Raw genomic sequence first — 14,528 nt, forward strand, 5'->3', positions numbered from 1 at the left:
GCTAGCCCGCGGCGAGCTGGTGCGGGGGGTCCGCCGGACGGCGCTTGGGAGGGAAGACCTCGGCCGGGGTCGGCACGGGGCGGGGCTGCTCGGGAGTGGCCGGCTTTGCGGGCGGGGCGCTCGGCGTCTTGGGCTTGGGCTCCGCCCTGTCGTCGGCCTCGCTCCGGCCGCCGGGGAGGGCGAGCAGGCGCGTGCGCGAGGCGGGGACGAGACGGCGGGGCGCCGGGGCGGACGTATGGGACCGGCCCGAGAGACGGGCGCGTACGGCCTGTTCGGCGATGGTCCGGCAGCGCTCCAGGAGGGCGGCCGCGACCGGGTTGCCGCGCAGGGCGCGCAGCGCGGCGAGGTCGTCGGCGCCCGGCTGGTAGCCGGAGCACAGGACGTCCTCGATGAGCGCGAGGTAGCCGGTCGCGGTGCCGGGCAGGGCCGCCCGGTAGCGGGCGAGGTCGGCCAGCAGGAAGGCGCGGAGCCTGGCGCCCTCGCTGACCGCCTCGTCGACGGCGTCGGCGAGGCGGAGGCAGTCCTGGACGTCTGCGTCGGAGACGGGGCTTGGATGCAGGGCGAGGGCCAGAGCGCGGCGGAGCACACGCAGCTCCTCCGCACCGAAGGCCATGCCGCCGCGAGATCCGTATGGCGTGGGCATGGACCGACAATACGTGCCAAACGGACAAAATCCGCTTAACGCCAATCTGTGGCGTGGCTTCTGGCGTGGCTTCCGCGGGACGTGGCGGCGGCCGCGCTCACTCCGAGCGGCGGCGGATCATCGCGAAGACGACCGCGCCGACCCCGAGGGCGCCGGCCGCGACGGCAGTGATCCAGGGGAGCACACCCGCGCCGGTGTCCGCGATGGTGCCGCGGTCCTCTTCATCGGTACCGGGCGTGCTGGAGGTGCTGGACGTGCTGGAGGTGGCGGACGGTGGGGCCGTGGTGGACAGCCCTCCGACAAGGGCGCCGGGGCCCTCGGCGGTGCCTTCCGCGCCGAAGTCCACCGCGTACGTCACCGTGTGCGCCGCGCGGCCGTCCTCGAACCCGGTGGCCGCGCTCGCCGCCGTGGCCGGTCCGGCAAGACCGGCAAGCACCCCGGCGGCCACTGTCGCGACCAGACTTCCCCTACGCCCCATTTGCTCCACGCCCGCTCGAACCCGGTCACGTCCCGTCCCTGCGCAGACTCTTCTATGGGGCGCGGGGTTGTGTGCGCAAGCCCCGCTTATGAGCCGTTGGTTATGAGCCGACGGGTGCGGTCGACAGCCGCGGCGACCACTACGGCGACCGCTGCGGAACGTCTCCCGGAGTGCTCAACTCCGGGAGACGTTGCGCTCGTAGACCAGGCGCAGGCCGATGAGGGTCAGCCACGGCTCGTGCTCGTCGATGACCGAGGCCTCGCCGAGCACCATGGGCGCGAGGCCGCCGGTCGCGATGACCGTCACGTCGTCGGGATCGCCGTCCGGGCCCGCCAGTTCGCGGGCCATGCGCTGCACGACGCCGTCGACCTGGCCCGCGAAGCCGTACAGAATGCCCGACTGCATGGCCTCCACGGTGTTCTTGCCGATGACGCTGCGCGGCCGGGCCAGCTCGATCTTGCGGAGCTGGGCGCCGCGTACGCCGAGTGCCTCGACGGAGATCTCGATGCCGGGGGCGATGACGCCTCCGGTGTACTCCCCGCGCGCGGAGACCGCGTCGAACGTGGTCGCCGTGCCGAAGTCGACGACGACGGCGGGGCCTCCGTAGAGCTCGACCGCCGCGACCGCGTTGATGATGCGGTCGGCGCCGACCTCCTTGGGGTTGTCCATGAGGATCGGCACGCCGGTCTTGATGCCGGGCTCGACGAGGACGGCGGGCACGTCTCCGTAGTACCGCCGTGTGACCTCGCGCAGTTCGTGCAGGACGGAGGGGACCGTCGAGCAGATGGCGATGCCGTCGATCCCGTCGCCGAGCTCCTCGCCGAGGAGCGGGTGCATGCCCATCAACCCGTTGAGGAGCACGGCCAGTTCGTCGGCGGTGCGGCGGGCCTCGGTGGAGATGCGCCAGTGCTCGACGATCTCTTCGCCGTCGAAGAGACCGAGGACGGTGTGGGTGTTTCCGACGTCGATGGTCAGCAGCATGTCGTCGTCACTCCGCCGCGCGCAGGTCGAGGCCGATGTCCAGGATCGGCGAGGAGTGGGTGAGGGCGCCCACCGCGAGGAAGTCCACGCCCGTCCGCGCATACGCGGGTGCGTTCTCCAGGGTGAGGCGGCCGGAGGACTCCAGGATCGCGCGGCCCGCCACGATGGCCACGGCCTCCTCGGTCTCGCCCGGCGTGAAGTTGTCCAGGAGGATCAGGTCGGCGCCCGCGTCCACGACCTCGCGCAGCTGGTGGAGGGTGTCGACCTCGACCTCCACGGCCAGGTCGGGGAAGGCCGCGCGGACGGCCTTGAAGGCCTGCTCCACGCCTCCCGCGGCCACGACGTGGTTGTCCTTCACCAGCGCCGCGTCGGAGAGCGACATGCGGTGGTTCACGCCGCCGCCCATCCGCACCGCGTACTTCTCCAGGGCGCGCAGGCCCGCCGTCGTCTTGCGGGTGTCGCGGACCTTGGCGCTCGTGCCCTCCAGTGCGTCGGCCCACGCGCGCGTGGCCGTCGCCACGCCGGAAAGGCGGCACAGGAGGTTGAGCGCGCTGCGCTCGGCGGTGAGCAGGTCGCGGGTGCGGGTGGTGACGCTGAGCAGCTTGTCGCCCGCCTCCACCTGCTCGCCGTCCTCGACGTGCCGCTCGACCTCGAAGGTGTCCGTGCAGACGAGGGAGATGACGGCTTCGGCGACGCGCAGGCCCGCGACCGTGCCGGCCTCGCGCGCGGTGAAGTCGCCGGTGGCCACGGCCTCTTCGGGGATCGTGGCGACCGAGGTGACGTCCACGCCGCCGTCCAGGTCCTCCTCGATCGCCATGTGCGCGATGTCCTCGACCTGCACGGGGTCGAGCCCCGCGTCGGTCAGGAGCTGCGCGAGAGCGGGGTCGAGGCCGCACTCCAGGGGGTCGTAGGCGTCGTCCGAGCCGCAGCCGCAGGCGTCGCCGCAGCCGCCGCCGGTGGGGGCGAGAGGGAGGTCGTCGGGGGTGCTCACGGTCACTTCTCCTGAAGGCTGGTCGTCGGGGGGAAGTCTGCGGTCTCGGTCGTGTGCGCCGCCAGGGTCCGGTCCGCGTTCAGGCGTACGACGATGTGGCGCCGCCAGGCCTCGTCGTCGCGGTCGGGGCGGTCCTCGCGCCAGTGGCAGCCGCGGGTCTCCTCGCGGCGCTGCGCGGCGGCGACCAGGACGCGGGCGACGCACAGGAGGTTGGTGGTCTCCCACGTGTCGACGCCGGGTTCGGCGGTCTTGCCGTCCTCGGCGAGCGCGCCCGCCGCCTCCGCGTGGATGCGGGCCAGGCGGGCCGCGGCCTCGGAGAGGGAGTCGGCGGACCTGAGCACTCCGGCGCCGTCGGTCATCACGCGCTGGATGGCGAAGCGGGCCTCGGGGGGCAGCAGGGGGTGCGCGGGGGTGTCGGGGTGGGGCACCGGCGCGGGGGCGGGCACGGGGACGGGCACCGCAGCGTAGAGGGCGGGCTGGGCCAGCTCCGCGTGCCGTTCCGCGATGTCCGCGGCGATGCGCTCGGCGTAGACCAGGCCCTCCAGAAGGGAGTTGGAGGCGAGGCGGTTGGCGCCGTGGACGCCGGTGCAGGCGACCTCGCCGCAGGCGTACAGGCCCGGGACCGTGGTGCGGCCCCGCGGGTCGGTGCGGACGCCGCCGGAGGCGTAGTGCGCGGCCGGGGCGACGGGGATGGGCTCGGTCAACGGGTCGATGCCGTGGGCGCGGCAGGCGGCGAGGATGGTCGGGAAGCGGTTCTCCCACATGTCGGCGCCGAAGTGCCTGGCGTCCAAGTACATGTGCTCGGCGCCCTGTTCCTGCATGCGGCGCGTGATGCCCTTGGCGACGATGTCGCGGGGCGCGAGCTCGGCGAGGTCGTGCTGGCCGACCATGAAGCGCACGCCGTCCGCGTCCACCAGGTGGGCGCCCTCGCCGCGCACCGCCTCGGAGACCAGCGGCTGCTGGCCCTCCGCGTCGGCCCCCAGGAAGAGCACGGTGGGGTGGAACTGCACGAACTCCAGGTCGCTCACCTCGGCGCCCGCGCGCAGGGCGAGCGCGACGCCGTCGCCCGTCGACACGGACGGGTTCGTCGTCGCCGAGAAGACCTGGCCCATGCCGCCGGTGGCGAGGACGACCGCTGGGGCGTGGACCGCGCCCACGCCGTCGTGCTGGCCCTCTCCCATGACGTGCAGGGAGACACCGGCGGTGCGGCCGTCGGCGTCGGTGAGCAGGTCAAGGACGAGGGCGTTCTCCACGGTCGGTATGGACTGCGCGCGGACCGCTTCGACCAGGGCGCGGGAGATCTCCAGGCCTGTCGCGTCGCCGCCCGCGTGCGCGATGCGGCGGCGGTGGTGGCCGCCCTCGCGGGTCAGCTCGATGGCGCCTTCGGCGCTCGTGTCGAAGTGGGCGCCGGTCTCGATGAGGCGCCGGACGGCGCCGGGGCCCTCGGTGACCAGGGTGCGCACGGCCTCCTCGTCGCACAGGCCCACGCCCGCCACGAGGGTGTCCTCCAGGTGCTGCTCGGGGGTGTCGCCCTCGCCGAGTGCCGCGGCGACGCCGCCCTGCGCCCAGCGCGTGGAGCCGTCGTCAAGGCTGGCCTTGGTGACCACGACGGTCTTCAGGCCGGCCGCCGAGCAGCGCAGGGCCGTGGTCAGTCCGGCCACTCCGGAGCCGACGACGACGACGTCGGCCTCCAGGGACCAGCCGGGGGCGGGGGCATGCAGCCGTATTCCGGTGGCACTCATGTGGTGGCTCCGAACGTGAGCGGGATGTTGTCGATCAGCCGGGTCGCGCCGACCTTGGCCGCCACGGCGAGGACCGCCTCACCGGTGTGGCCCGGCTGTACGTCCGTGAAGTCGGCCGGGTCGACCAGCGCCAGATAGTCCAGCTCCAGCGGGGGCTTGCGGCGGGCCGCCTCGTCCAGGACGTGCCGGGCGGCTGCGCGGACGGCCGCGGGGCCGCCGGGGACGGTCGGCGTGACGGACTGGGCGAGTGCGTGGGTGTCGGCCGCGGCGCGGGACTCCCCCAGGGCGTTCAGGGCGTCGGCGCGCGCGTGCGTGACGGGGGCCTGCGCCGCGCGCGCGTGGAGGGCCTCCTGCGCTGCGTGCCGGTCGCGGCCCGCGAAGAGGGCCTGGGAGAGCGCGAGCGCGGTGCGCCGCTCGGCCGGGGAGAGATAGCGGTTGCGGCTGGAGAGGGCCAGGCCGTCGTCCTCGCGGACGGTGGGCACACCGACGATCTCTATGCCGAAGTTCAGGTCCCGCACCATGCGGCGGATGAGGGCGAGCTGCTGGGCGTCCTTCTGGCCGTACAGCGCGACGTCGGGCCGGGTGAGGTGCAGCAGCTTGGCGACGACCGTGAGCATGCCGTCGAAGTGGCCGGGGCGCGTGGCTCCTTCGAGGAGTGCGCCCATGGGTCCGGCGCTGATCCTGACCTGCGGTGCGCCGCCGGGGTAGACCTCGTCCACAGAGGGGGCGAACACGAAGTCCGCGCCTTCCTGTTCGGCGATCTTGACGTCCGCGTCCAGCGTGCGGGGGTAGCGGTCGAGGTCCTCGCCCGCGCCGAACTGGAGGGGGTTCACGAAGACCGTGACCACGACTTCGCCGTCGTCGCCGGCGATGCGGCGTGCGGTGCGGATCAGCGTGGCGTGGCCCTCGTGCAGGGCGCCCATGGTCATGACGACGGCACGGCGGCCGGCACGCGTGCGCGTGCGCAGCGGTTCGGCGGTGTGCACGAGGCTGGTCATCGGGTGCCTCCCTCGCCGTCGCCGGTCACGCTCCCGCCGTTGGCCAGGACTCCCAGGAGGTCCTCGGCGAGCTCGGGCTTGAGCAGTCCGTGGGCGAGCGCGCGGTCGGCGGTCGCGCGGGCCATCGCCAGATACCCGGCGACGGTCTGCGGGGCGTGCTTGCGCAACTCGGCGACGTGCGCGGCGACGGTGCCCGCGTCCCCGCGCGCGACGGGTCCGGTGAGGGCGGCGTCGCCGGACCGCAGCGCGTTGTCCAGGGCGGCGCCGAGCAGCGGGCCGAGCATCCGGTCGGGGGCCTCCACGCCCGCGTCTCGGAGCAGCTCCATGGACTCGGCGACCAGCGTGACCAGGTGGTTCGCGCCGAGCGCGAGCGCCGCGTGGTAGAGCGGGCGCGACTCCTCGGCGATCCATTCGGGCTCGCCGCCCATCTCGATGACCAGCGCCTCGGCGGCGAGACGCAGCTCCTCGGGAGCGGTCACGCCGAAGGAGCAGCCCGCGAGGCGCTGCACGTCGACGGGGGTGCCCGTGAACGTCATGGCGGGGTGCAGCGCGAGCGGCAGGGCTCCGGCGCGCAGGGCGGGTTCGAGCACCTTGGTGCCGTACCGCCCGGAGGTGTGCACGATCAGCTGGCCGGGGCGCACGGCACCGGTCTCCGCGAGGCCTTCGACCAGGCCGGGCAGGGCGTCGTCCGGCACGGTCAGGAGGACGAGGTCGGCGCGCTCCAGAACCTGGGCGGGCGGGACGAGGGGGACGTCGGGCAGCAGGACCGCCGCGCGTCGTACGGAGGCGTCGGAGACTCCCGACGCGGCGACCGGGCGGTGCCCGGCGAGCTGGAGTGCCGCGGCTAGCGCGGGGCCGACTCGGCCCGCTCCCACGACACCCACCGTGAGCCTCGCGGGGCGGTCCCGCGGGTCTGGCTGATGAGGTGCGTTCACGTGATGACGCCTTCTTCCCGTTCCAGTCCGCTCCGGGTACCGGACGATTTCTCGTCATGCTAACGCGATTGGTCCGCGCCGCGTCCTCGGCTGTCCACAGGCTGTGGGTATTCGTATGACCGGGGCGCGCGGGCGGCCGGTCGCACGCCATGCTCGGGGGATGACTTCACACGACGGAGCCGGAGCCGACAGCGAGGCGAGCGAGCAGGACCCGGCGGCCGCCCGCCGCCGGGCCGCCGCCCTCGGCGCCACCCGGTCCCTGCACCGCTGGTCCGCGCACCTGCCGCTCACCGCACGGCTCTCGGCACTCGCCGACGCGGCCGCCGAGGTCGTGGGCCCGGACGAGCCGATCGACATCTACGGCAACGCGGTCGTCGCCCGCCTGGAGGACGAGGTCGCGCGGCTGCTCGGCAAGGAGGCGGCCGCCTTCTTCCCCAGCGGCACGATGGCCCAGCAGGTCGCCCTGCGCTGCTGGGCGGGCCGCACGGGCAACGCGACCGTGGCCCTGCACCCCAAGGCCCACCCCGAGGTCCACGAAGGCGGCGCGCTCTCCGCGGTGAGCGGCCTGCGCACGGTGCACCCGACGCGGGAGCCGCGGCTGCCCACGGCCGAGGAAGTGCGGGACTTCGAGGAGCCCTTCGGGACGCTGATGCTCGAACTGCCGCTCCGGGACGCCGGTTTCGTGCTGCCGTCCTGGGAGGAGCTCGAAGAGGTCGTGGAGGCGGCCCGCGAACGCGACGCCGTCGTGCACTTCGACGGTGCGCGCCTGTGGGAGTGCACACCGCACTTCGGCCGTTCCCTCGCCCAGATCGCCGGGCTCGCGGACACCGTGTACGTGTCGTTCTACAAGTCCCTGGACGGCCTGAGCGGCGCGGTCCTCGCGGGCCCGCGCACCCTGGTCGACGAGGCGCGGACCTGGCGGCACCGGTACGGCGGCCAGATCTTCCAGCAGTTCCCGGCCGCCGTGTCCGCCCTGCTCGGCCTGAAGAACACGCTCCCGAGGCTGCCGGACCACGTGGCCCACGCGCGCGTGGTCGCCGACGCGCTGCGCGAAGGGTTCGCGGCCGCCGGGGTGCCGTGGTCGCGCGTGCACCCCGAGCAGCCGCACACCCATCAGTTCCAGGTCTGGCTGCCGTACGACTCCGAGGTCCTGACCGAGGCGGCGCTCGGGCAGGCGGAGGAGACCAAGACCCAGCTGTTCGGCCGCTGGTTCGCCGACGGGCCGCCCGGCCTCTCGGTCACGGAGGTCACCGTGACCGAGGCGGGCCTGGAGTGGACGCCCGGCGACGTCAATGATGCGGTCGCGGAGTTCGTGCGACGGATCCCCGGCTGACGGAGCCCCGCCCGGCGGAGCCCGCGCGGGCGATCCGGGCCAGGGCGGCGCGGATGCGTCCCTGGGCAGGACGCCCCTCGACCACGGCACGGAAGCGTCCGTAGTCGCGCACCTCGCGGATGACCTGCCAGTCCTGCTGACCGGGGGCCGGCGGGGTCCGCTCGTCGTGCTGGGCGGCGCGGTAGCTGTCGAGCAGGTACTGCTGCGTGATGCTCATGACGGGTTCGCCTCTCAAGACAAATAGTACTTATCGGGCACTCATGGGTCGACGGGAAACAGAGTCGGCGCAGGAGTGGGTGGTGGTGGCATCAGGGGCCATGCGCGGCCCGGTCACCACAGACTGCGCCCGCCGTCACGCCGGCGTCGCGCCGATTGACGCCGGTCGTCAATCGGCGGCCGGGATGTCGGTGGCGCGGTGCACGATGGGTCCATGAGCGTGCACATCGAGATCGCGGGCCTGCCGCAGGAGCGGATCTTCTTCGACCCCTCGCCCCTGGCGGAGCTGGGCGTCGCGCTGCACGCGCTGGCCGAGCCCGGACACCATCCGGGGCTGCACGGCTGGGCCACCGCGACCACCGCCTGCCTCAAGCCGGACCTCGCCGACCGGCTGTGCGAGGCCGACTTCCTGTGGCGGAACACGTTCTCGGACGTGTTCATGCCGTTCGCGGGGCTCGTCGACGGCGACGGCAGGCCGGGGGCGACGCTCGCCGATGAGCTCGACCTCCTCGACCGCCTGGACGACGAGCGATTCGTCATGGCCGCCCTGGAGTTCACCTGCGGCACGACGTACAACGAAGGCGGTCCCTCGCCGCTCACCGACCCCGTCCGTGGCGCCCGCGCCCTGGAGCTCGCCGCCACGCGCGGCACCCGGCAACTGGACTTCGCCGAGCGCCTCCTGACCGATCCGCAGACCGTCCGGGCCTGGCTGCGCCGCCTCCTTGAAGACTGCGACGAGGCGTTCTTCGCCGACACCTGGCGGCGGGTGCGCGTCCAACTGGCCGCCGACGCCCGGCACAAGACGGAGATACTGCGCCGCAAGGGCCTGGCCGAAGTCCTCACCTCGGTGTCGGCGGCGCTCTCGGTGGACGCGGACGGCCGCCGCATCACCGCGGACAAGCTGGTGCCCGGCACCACGACGGCCCTGGACCACACCCTGGGCGCGGGGCTCACGTTCGTGCCCTCGCACTTCGCCTGGCCGCACCTGATGGTCCTGCACGCCCCGGGCTGGCGCCCGGTGATCCACTACCCCGTGTCCGCCCCGGACCTGGCCAAGCCGACCTCCGTGGAGACCCTGGAGCGGCGGCTCACGGCCCTCGCGCACCCGGTGCGCCTGCGGCTGTGCCGCGACATGGCCCGCGCGCCCTTCAGCACCGGCGAGCTGGCCCACGCGACCGGGCTCACGGCGCCGGAGGTCTCCCGGCACCTCACGCTCCTCAAGAAGGCGGGCCTGGTCACGACGGTGCGCCGCGGCCGGTACGTGATGCACCAGCTGGACGTCACCGTGGTGGCCCGCCTGGGCAGCGACTTCCTGGAGGGCATCCTGCGCTGACCCCGAGAGGCAGCGCGGCCGTGCCCCGGAGAGGCAGCGCGGCCGTGCCCCAGAGGGGCAGCGCGGCCGTCAGGCGCCCCCGCCGCCCGCCCGCACCAGACCCGTCTCGTACGCCAGGACCACCACCTGCACCCGGTCCCGCAGGCCGAGCTTGGTCAGGATGCGGCCCACGTGCGTCTTCACCGTGGCCTCCGACAGGACGAGCCGCGCCGCGATCTCGCCGTTCGAGAGCCCCTGGGCGACCAGGATCATGACCTCGCGCTCGCGGTCCGTGAGCCGCTCCAGCTCCTTGTGCTGCGGCTGCCCGCCCGCGTTCGGCAGCATCGGCGCGAAGCGGTCGAGAAGGCGCCGCGTCGTGGACGGCGCGACCACCGCGTCACCGCTGTGCACCGAGCGGATCGCGGCGAGCAGCTCCCCCGGGGGCACGTCCTTCAGCATGAAACCGGACGCGCCCGCCTTCAGCCCCGAGAAGGCGTACTCGTCGAGGTCGAAGGTCGTCAGGATGAGGACCTTCGGCGGGTTCTCGTCCTGGCAGATGCGCCGGGTCGTCTCCACGCCGTCCAGTTTCGGCATGCGTACGTCCATGAGCACCACGTCGACCTCGGTCGTCCGCAGCGCCGCAAGCGCCTCGACCCCGTCGCCCGCCTCGGCGACGACGTCCATGTCCGGCTGTGCGGCGAGCACCATCCGGAACCCCGTGCGCAGCAGCGCCTGGTCGTCGACGAGCATGACGCGGATCGACATCAAAGGCCCTTTCGTGGAGACGGTTTCAAGAGCGAGTGGTTCATGAGCGAGGGGATCGTGTTCATGAGCGTATGGCGTGGACGATTCGGTGACAGGTGTCAGCTCGCGGGCTTGAGCGGGAGAAGCGCACTGATGCGGAAGCCTCCGCCCGGCCGCGGCCCCGCGTCCAGCGTGCCGCCGACCATGCCGACGCGCTCGCGCATGCCGATCAGGCCGTGCCCGCTGCCGTCGGCGCCGCCGTCCTCGTACAGCTCGTGCGGCGCGCCCTTGCCGTCGTCCTCGACAAGCAGGCCCAGGCCGTCGTCGAAGTAGACGAGGCGCACGCTCGCGCCGGTGTTCTCACCGCCGTGCTTGCGGGTGTTGGTGAGCGCCTCCTGCACGATGCGGTACGCCGTGAGCTCCACGCCGCTCGGCAGCGGGCGCGGGGTGCCCTCCACCTTGAAGTCGACCGGGAGACCGGCCGTGCGCACCTGCTCGATGAGCTCGTCGAGCTGCTCGACGTCGGGCTGCGGGACGTACTCACCGCCCTCCTGGTGCTCGCCGGTGCGCAGCACACCCAGCAGCCTGCGCATCTCGGCGAGCGCCTGCCGCCCGGTGCCCGAGATGGTCTCCAGGGCCTGCTTGGCCTGCTCGGGGGCCGTGTCGAGGACGTACGCGGCGCCGTCCGCCTGGACGACCATCACCGAGACGTTGTGCGCGACGACGTCGTGCAGCTCACGTGCGATGCGGGCCCGCTCGGCCGCCACCGCGACCTTGGACTGCGCCGCCCGCTCCTTCTCCAGGCGGTCGGCGCGCTCCTCAAGCTGCGCGAAGTAGGCGCGGCGGGTGCGGATGGAGTCGCCGAGCACCCAGGCGAGGGCGAAGGGCACCATCTGGAAGATCGCGAAGAAGATGCTGCCGAAGGTGCTTATGCTCTCCTCCGGCCAGCGCAACGACGACAGCGGAGCCGCGCACAGGCCGCCCATCAGGGCGAAACGCGAGGCCCACTTGGTGCCGTCGGCCGACGCGGTGTAGATGATCACCAGCATGGCGAAGTCGGCCGGCATCGTCTTCACGTCGAAGATCAGCTGGGCGACGCCGAGGACCGCGGCGAGGATCAGCATCTTCTCGGTGTACTTGCGGCGCAGCGCCACCACGACGGACATGCCGACGACGACGAGGGCGGCCGGGACCGCCGGGTCATGGCCTTCCGCGTCGGCCATGGTGACGAGGCCAATCCCGGAGATCCCGAGCAGGACGAGGGCCCAGAAGCCATCGACCCCGGTCGGGTGTCTGCGGAGGAAGTCATAGACGCGCTGCACGTAACCCAGCGTAGGCAGCGCGACGGCCCTCCGGGGTCAACCGGAGGTCCGATCCGTACCCCTCGCATGTACTCCCCAAGGTGGAGGCCCGCTTAGCCTTCTCGCGTGACGAACGAGGTCCGAGGTGAGCGGCAGGACGTGCGGCGTGGCTGGCGGGAGGCCATGGAGAGCGCGCTGTACGGGCCTGACGGCTTCTATCTGCGCCCCGAAGGGCCCGCGGGGCACTTCCGGACGTCGGTGCACGCCTCGCCGCTCTTCGCGGGCGCGGTGGCCCGGCTCCTGTGCCGCGTGGACGAGGCGCTCGACCACCCGGACGAGTTGGCGTTCGTCGACCTCGGCGCGGGCCGGGGCGAGTTGACCGCGGGCGTCCTGGCCGCGCTGCCCCCGGACGTGGCGCCACGCGCGCGTGCCTGTGCGGTCGAGCGGGCCGACCGGCCCGCGGGGCTCGACCCGCGCATCGAGTGGTGCGCCCGTCCGCCCGCCGGCGTCACCGGCCTGCTCTTCGCCAACGAATGGCTGGACAACGTCCCCCTGGAGATCGCCGAGGTGGACCCCGACGGCCTGGTGCGCCGCGTCCTCGTACGCGGCGACGGCACCGAATCGCTCGGCGGGACGGTCGAGGGCGCGGACGCCTCCTGGCTCGCGCGCTGGTGGCCGCTCGCCCCGGAGCCGGGCCTGCGCGCGGAGATCGGCCGCCCCAGGGACGAGGCGTGGGCGGCGGCCGCGGCGACGCTGACCCGCGGCCTCGCGGTCGCGGTCGACTACGCGCACGACCGCGCGGGAAGGCCGCCCTTCGGCACGCTGACCGGCTTCCGCGTGGGCCGCGAGACGGCGCCCGTGCCGGACGGCACCTGCGACATCACGGCCCATGTGGCACTCGACGCGTGCGCGCTGCCGGGAGCCTCCCTGCTCACCCAGCGCGCGGCCCTGCACGCCCTGGGGGTGAGCGGTGGCCGCCCGCCGCTGTCCCTGGCCTCCACCGACCCGGCCGCTTACGTACGGGCCCTCGCGCAGGCGGGAGCGGCGGCGGAGCTCACCGCGGCCGGCGGGCTCGGCGACTTCGGGTGGCTCGCCCAGCCGGTCGGCATCACGGACCCGCTACTTGTCGATGTCGCCCACCACGAAGAACAGTGACCCCAGGATCGCCACCATGTCGGCGACGAGCTGGCCGGGCAGCAGCTCGGCGAGGGCCTGGATGTTGTTGTACGACGCCGAGCGGAGCTTCAGGCGGTACGGGGTCTTCTCGCCCTTGGAGACCAGGTAGTAGCCGTTGATGCCCAGGGGGTTCTCGGTCCACGCGTACGTGTGGCCCTCGGGAGCCTTGAGCACCTTCGGGAGGCGCTGGTTGACCGGCCCCTGCGGCAGCTCGGCGAGCCGCTCCAGGCAGGCGTCGGCGAGGTCGAGGGCGTTGTGGGTCTGCTCCAGGAGCACCTCGAAGCGGGCCAGGCAGTCGCCCTCCTGGCGCGTGACGACCTTCAGGGTGTCCTGGAGCTCCCCGTACGCGAGGTACGGCTCGTCACGGCGCAGGTCGAAGTCGACTCCGGAGGCACGGGCGATGGGACCGCTCACTCCGTAGGCGTGCACCGCCTGAGGGGACAGCACTCCGACGCCGCGCGTACGCCCCCGGAAGATCTCGTTGCCGAGCACCAGCTTGTCGTACACGTCCATGCGGGAACGGACCGAGGCGACGGCGGCACGCGCGCGCGTGGACCAGCCCGCCGGGAGGTCCTCCTTGAGGCCGCCGACGCGGTTGAACATGTAGTGCATGCGGCCGCCGGAGATCTCCTCCATCACGTTCTGGAGCTCCTCACGCTCCCGGAACGCGTGGAACACCGGGGTGATTCCGCCCAGTTCGAGCGGATACGAGCCGAGGAACATCAGGTGGTTGAGGACGCGGTTCAGCTCGGCGAGGAGCGTGCGCATCCAGACGGCGCGCTCGGGCACCTCCATGCCGAGCATCCGCTCCACGGCAAGGACGACACCCAGTTCGTTCGAGAACGCGGACAGCCAGTCGTGCCGGTTGGCGAGCACCACGATCTGCCGGTAGTCACGCGCCTCGAAGAGCTTCTCCGCACCGCGGTGCATATAGCCGATGACCGGTTCCGCCTGCTGGATCCGCTCGCCGTCGAGGACGAGGCGCAGCCGCAGCACGCCGTGCGTGGACGGGTGCTGGGGGCCGATGTTGAGCACCATGTCGGTGCTCTCCGCGGCGCCGCCGATGCCGAGCGTGGTCTCCGTCGTGGGGCTCATGCGCGCATTCTCTCGTACGCGCGCTCCTACGCGACTGTCACCTCGGCTACGTACGCTTGAGGCATGGAAACGGGGACGGCACAGCCGGCACGGCCGGCGGAGCCGGGAAAGTCAGCGGCGGAGCCGGAGTGGACCGGGCTGCCACGGGACCTGCTGCGCATGCGGCGGCTGCTCCTGGTGGTGTGGCTGGTGCCGGTCGCGGTGGCGCTCGGCGTGCTCCTGGGGATGTTCGCGGGCCCCGCATGGGCGTCCTTCGCGGCGCTGCCCCTGGCCCTCGTGGCGTGGGGCTGGCCGATGCTGGGGCGCAACTGGCGCTCCTGGCGGTACGCGGAGCGGGCCGACGACCTGCTGATCAGCCGGGGCGTGCTCTGGCGCGAGGAGACGATCGTCCCGTACGGCCGGATGCAGCTCGTCGAGGTGACATCGGGGCCCGTGGAGCGGCACTTCGGCCTGGCCAGCGTGCAGCTGCACACGGCTGCGGCGGCCACGGACGCCCGCATCCCCGGCCTCATCCCCCAGGAGGCCGAGCGCCTGCGCGACCGGCTCACCGAGCTGGGCGAGGCCCGCTCGGCGGGGCTGTGAG

At 73.2% G+C, this 14,528-nt stretch carries 15 protein-coding genes; 4 read left to right on the plus strand and 11 right to left on the minus strand.

Annotated elements, in window-relative coordinates:
* Window position 1: 1 nt before the first annotated feature.
* From M4V62_RS19870 to M4V62_RS19900, 7 genes are all read right to left on the minus strand, one after another.
* Window positions 2–613, minus strand: a complete 612-nt coding sequence (locus M4V62_RS19870; RefSeq protein ID WP_249592906.1) for a hypothetical protein — start codon at window positions 611–613, stop codon at window positions 2–4.
* Window positions 614–740: 127 nt separating this feature from the next.
* On the minus strand, window positions 741–1,121 hold the full coding sequence (locus M4V62_RS19875) for a hypothetical protein (RefSeq protein ID WP_249588595.1): 381 nt from the start codon (window positions 1,119–1,121) through the stop codon (window positions 741–743).
* A gap of 174 nt (window positions 1,122–1,295) precedes the next feature.
* Window positions 1,296–2,102 carry a type III pantothenate kinase gene (locus tag M4V62_RS19880; RefSeq protein ID WP_249588596.1) on the minus strand — a complete coding sequence of 269 codons (807 nt, stop codon included), beginning with the start codon at window positions 2,100–2,102 and terminating at the stop codon, window positions 1,296–1,298.
* A 7-nt stretch (window positions 2,103–2,109) separates the two neighbouring features.
* The gene (gene nadC / locus M4V62_RS19885) at window positions 2,110–3,093 is read right to left on the minus strand and encodes a carboxylating nicotinate-nucleotide diphosphorylase (RefSeq protein WP_249588597.1); all 984 of its coding nucleotides are present in this window, start codon (window positions 3,091–3,093) and stop codon (window positions 2,110–2,112) included.
* Window positions 3,094–3,095: 2 nt separating this feature from the next.
* Window positions 3,096–4,835 (minus strand): L-aspartate oxidase, encoded by a 1,740-nt coding sequence (locus M4V62_RS19890; protein ID WP_249588598.1) that lies wholly within the window; start codon window positions 4,833–4,835, stop codon window positions 3,096–3,098.
* Entirely contained in the window at window positions 4,832–5,833 is a 1,002-nt protein-coding gene (gene panC / locus M4V62_RS19895; RefSeq protein WP_249588599.1) for a pantoate--beta-alanine ligase, read from the minus strand. The genes M4V62_RS19890 and panC overlap by 4 nt, the downstream gene beginning before the upstream one ends.
* A complete protein-coding gene (locus M4V62_RS19900; RefSeq protein ID WP_249588600.1) occupies window positions 5,830–6,768 on the minus strand; it encodes a Rossmann-like and DUF2520 domain-containing protein in 939 nt (312 codons plus the stop codon). The genes panC and M4V62_RS19900 overlap by 4 nt, the downstream gene beginning before the upstream one ends.
* Before the next feature lie 160 nt (window positions 6,769–6,928).
* Here M4V62_RS19900 and M4V62_RS19905 point away from each other — a divergent pair, with 160 nt between their 5' ends.
* On the plus strand, window positions 6,929–8,101 hold the full coding sequence (locus tag M4V62_RS19905) for a threonine aldolase family protein (protein ID WP_249588601.1): 1,173 nt from the start codon (window positions 6,929–6,931) through the stop codon (window positions 8,099–8,101).
* Here the strand turns inward: M4V62_RS19905 and M4V62_RS19910 are convergent.
* The gene (locus M4V62_RS19910; protein ID WP_249588602.1) at window positions 8,058–8,318 is read right to left on the minus strand and encodes a hypothetical protein; all 261 of its coding nucleotides are present in this window, start codon (window positions 8,316–8,318) and stop codon (window positions 8,058–8,060) included. The genes M4V62_RS19905 and M4V62_RS19910 overlap by 44 nt on opposite strands.
* Window positions 8,319–8,537: 219 nt before the next feature.
* Here M4V62_RS19910 and M4V62_RS19915 point away from each other — a divergent pair, with 219 nt between their 5' ends.
* On the plus strand, window positions 8,538–9,650 hold the full coding sequence (locus M4V62_RS19915) for a DUF5937 family protein (RefSeq protein ID WP_249592907.1): 1,113 nt from the start codon (window positions 8,538–8,540) through the stop codon (window positions 9,648–9,650).
* A gap of 69 nt (window positions 9,651–9,719) precedes the next feature.
* Here M4V62_RS19915 and M4V62_RS19920 read toward each other — a convergent pair whose 3' ends face one another.
* Window positions 9,720–10,394 carry a response regulator transcription factor gene (locus tag M4V62_RS19920; protein ID WP_249588603.1) on the minus strand — a complete coding sequence of 225 codons (675 nt, stop codon included), beginning with the start codon at window positions 10,392–10,394 and terminating at the stop codon, window positions 9,720–9,722.
* Window positions 10,395–10,492: 98 nt separating this feature from the next.
* Entirely contained in the window at window positions 10,493–11,695 is a 1,203-nt protein-coding gene (locus M4V62_RS19925) for a sensor histidine kinase (protein ID WP_249588604.1), read from the minus strand.
* Window positions 11,696–11,857: 162 nt separating this feature from the next.
* Between M4V62_RS19925 and M4V62_RS19930 the strand changes: the two genes are divergently transcribed.
* On the plus strand, window positions 11,858–12,829 hold the full coding sequence (locus tag M4V62_RS19930) for an SAM-dependent methyltransferase (protein ID WP_249592908.1): 972 nt from the start codon (window positions 11,858–11,860) through the stop codon (window positions 12,827–12,829).
* Here the strand turns inward: M4V62_RS19930 and M4V62_RS19935 are convergent.
* Window positions 12,794–13,945, minus strand: coding sequence for an NADH-quinone oxidoreductase subunit D (locus M4V62_RS19935; RefSeq protein ID WP_249588605.1), 1,152 nt, complete (start codon window positions 13,943–13,945; stop codon window positions 12,794–12,796). The genes M4V62_RS19930 and M4V62_RS19935 overlap by 36 nt on opposite strands.
* A 63-nt stretch (window positions 13,946–14,008) precedes the next feature.
* Between M4V62_RS19935 and M4V62_RS19940 the strand changes: the two genes are divergently transcribed.
* Window positions 14,009–14,527, plus strand: coding sequence for a PH domain-containing protein (locus tag M4V62_RS19940; RefSeq protein WP_249588606.1), 519 nt, complete (start codon window positions 14,009–14,011; stop codon window positions 14,525–14,527).
* The last annotated feature ends 1 nt before the right edge of the window (window position 14,528 follow it).

It is taken from the genome of Streptomyces durmitorensis (assembly GCF_023498005.1).
Taxonomy (GTDB): Bacteria; Actinomycetota; Actinomycetes; order Streptomycetales; family Streptomycetaceae; genus Streptomyces; species Streptomyces durmitorensis.

Excerpts from the sequence above, each read along its gene's own strand:
- M4V62_RS19870 (WP_249592906.1), bottom strand. The coding sequence starts at position 613 with ATGGCCTTCGGTGCGGAGGAGCTGCGTGTGCTCCGCCGCGCTCTGGCC.
- M4V62_RS19875 (WP_249588595.1), bottom strand. The coding sequence starts at position 1,121 with ATGGGGCGTAGGGGAAGTCTGGTCGCGACAGTGGCCGCCGGGGTGCTT.
- M4V62_RS19880 (WP_249588596.1), bottom strand. The coding sequence starts at position 2,102 with ATGCTGCTGACCATCGACGTCGGAAACACCCACACCGTCCTCGGTCTC.
- M4V62_RS19890 (WP_249588598.1), bottom strand. The coding sequence starts at position 4,835 with ATGAGTGCCACCGGAATACGGCTGCATGCCCCCGCCCCCGGCTGGTCC.
- panC (WP_249588599.1), bottom strand. The coding sequence starts at position 5,833 with ATGACCAGCCTCGTGCACACCGCCGAACCGCTGCGCACGCGCACGCGT.
- M4V62_RS19905 (WP_249588601.1), top strand. The coding sequence starts at position 6,929 with ATGACTTCACACGACGGAGCCGGAGCCGACAGCGAGGCGAGCGAGCAG.
- M4V62_RS19910 (WP_249588602.1), bottom strand. The coding sequence starts at position 8,318 with ATGAGCATCACGCAGCAGTACCTGCTCGACAGCTACCGCGCCGCCCAG.
- M4V62_RS19920 (WP_249588603.1), bottom strand. The coding sequence starts at position 10,394 with ATGTCGATCCGCGTCATGCTCGTCGACGACCAGGCGCTGCTGCGCACG.
- M4V62_RS19930 (WP_249592908.1), top strand. The coding sequence starts at position 11,858 with ATGGAGAGCGCGCTGTACGGGCCTGACGGCTTCTATCTGCGCCCCGAA.
- M4V62_RS19935 (WP_249588605.1), bottom strand. The coding sequence starts at position 13,945 with ATGAGCCCCACGACGGAGACCACGCTCGGCATCGGCGGCGCCGCGGAG.
- M4V62_RS19940 (WP_249588606.1), top strand. The coding sequence starts at position 14,009 with ATGGAAACGGGGACGGCACAGCCGGCACGGCCGGCGGAGCCGGGAAAG.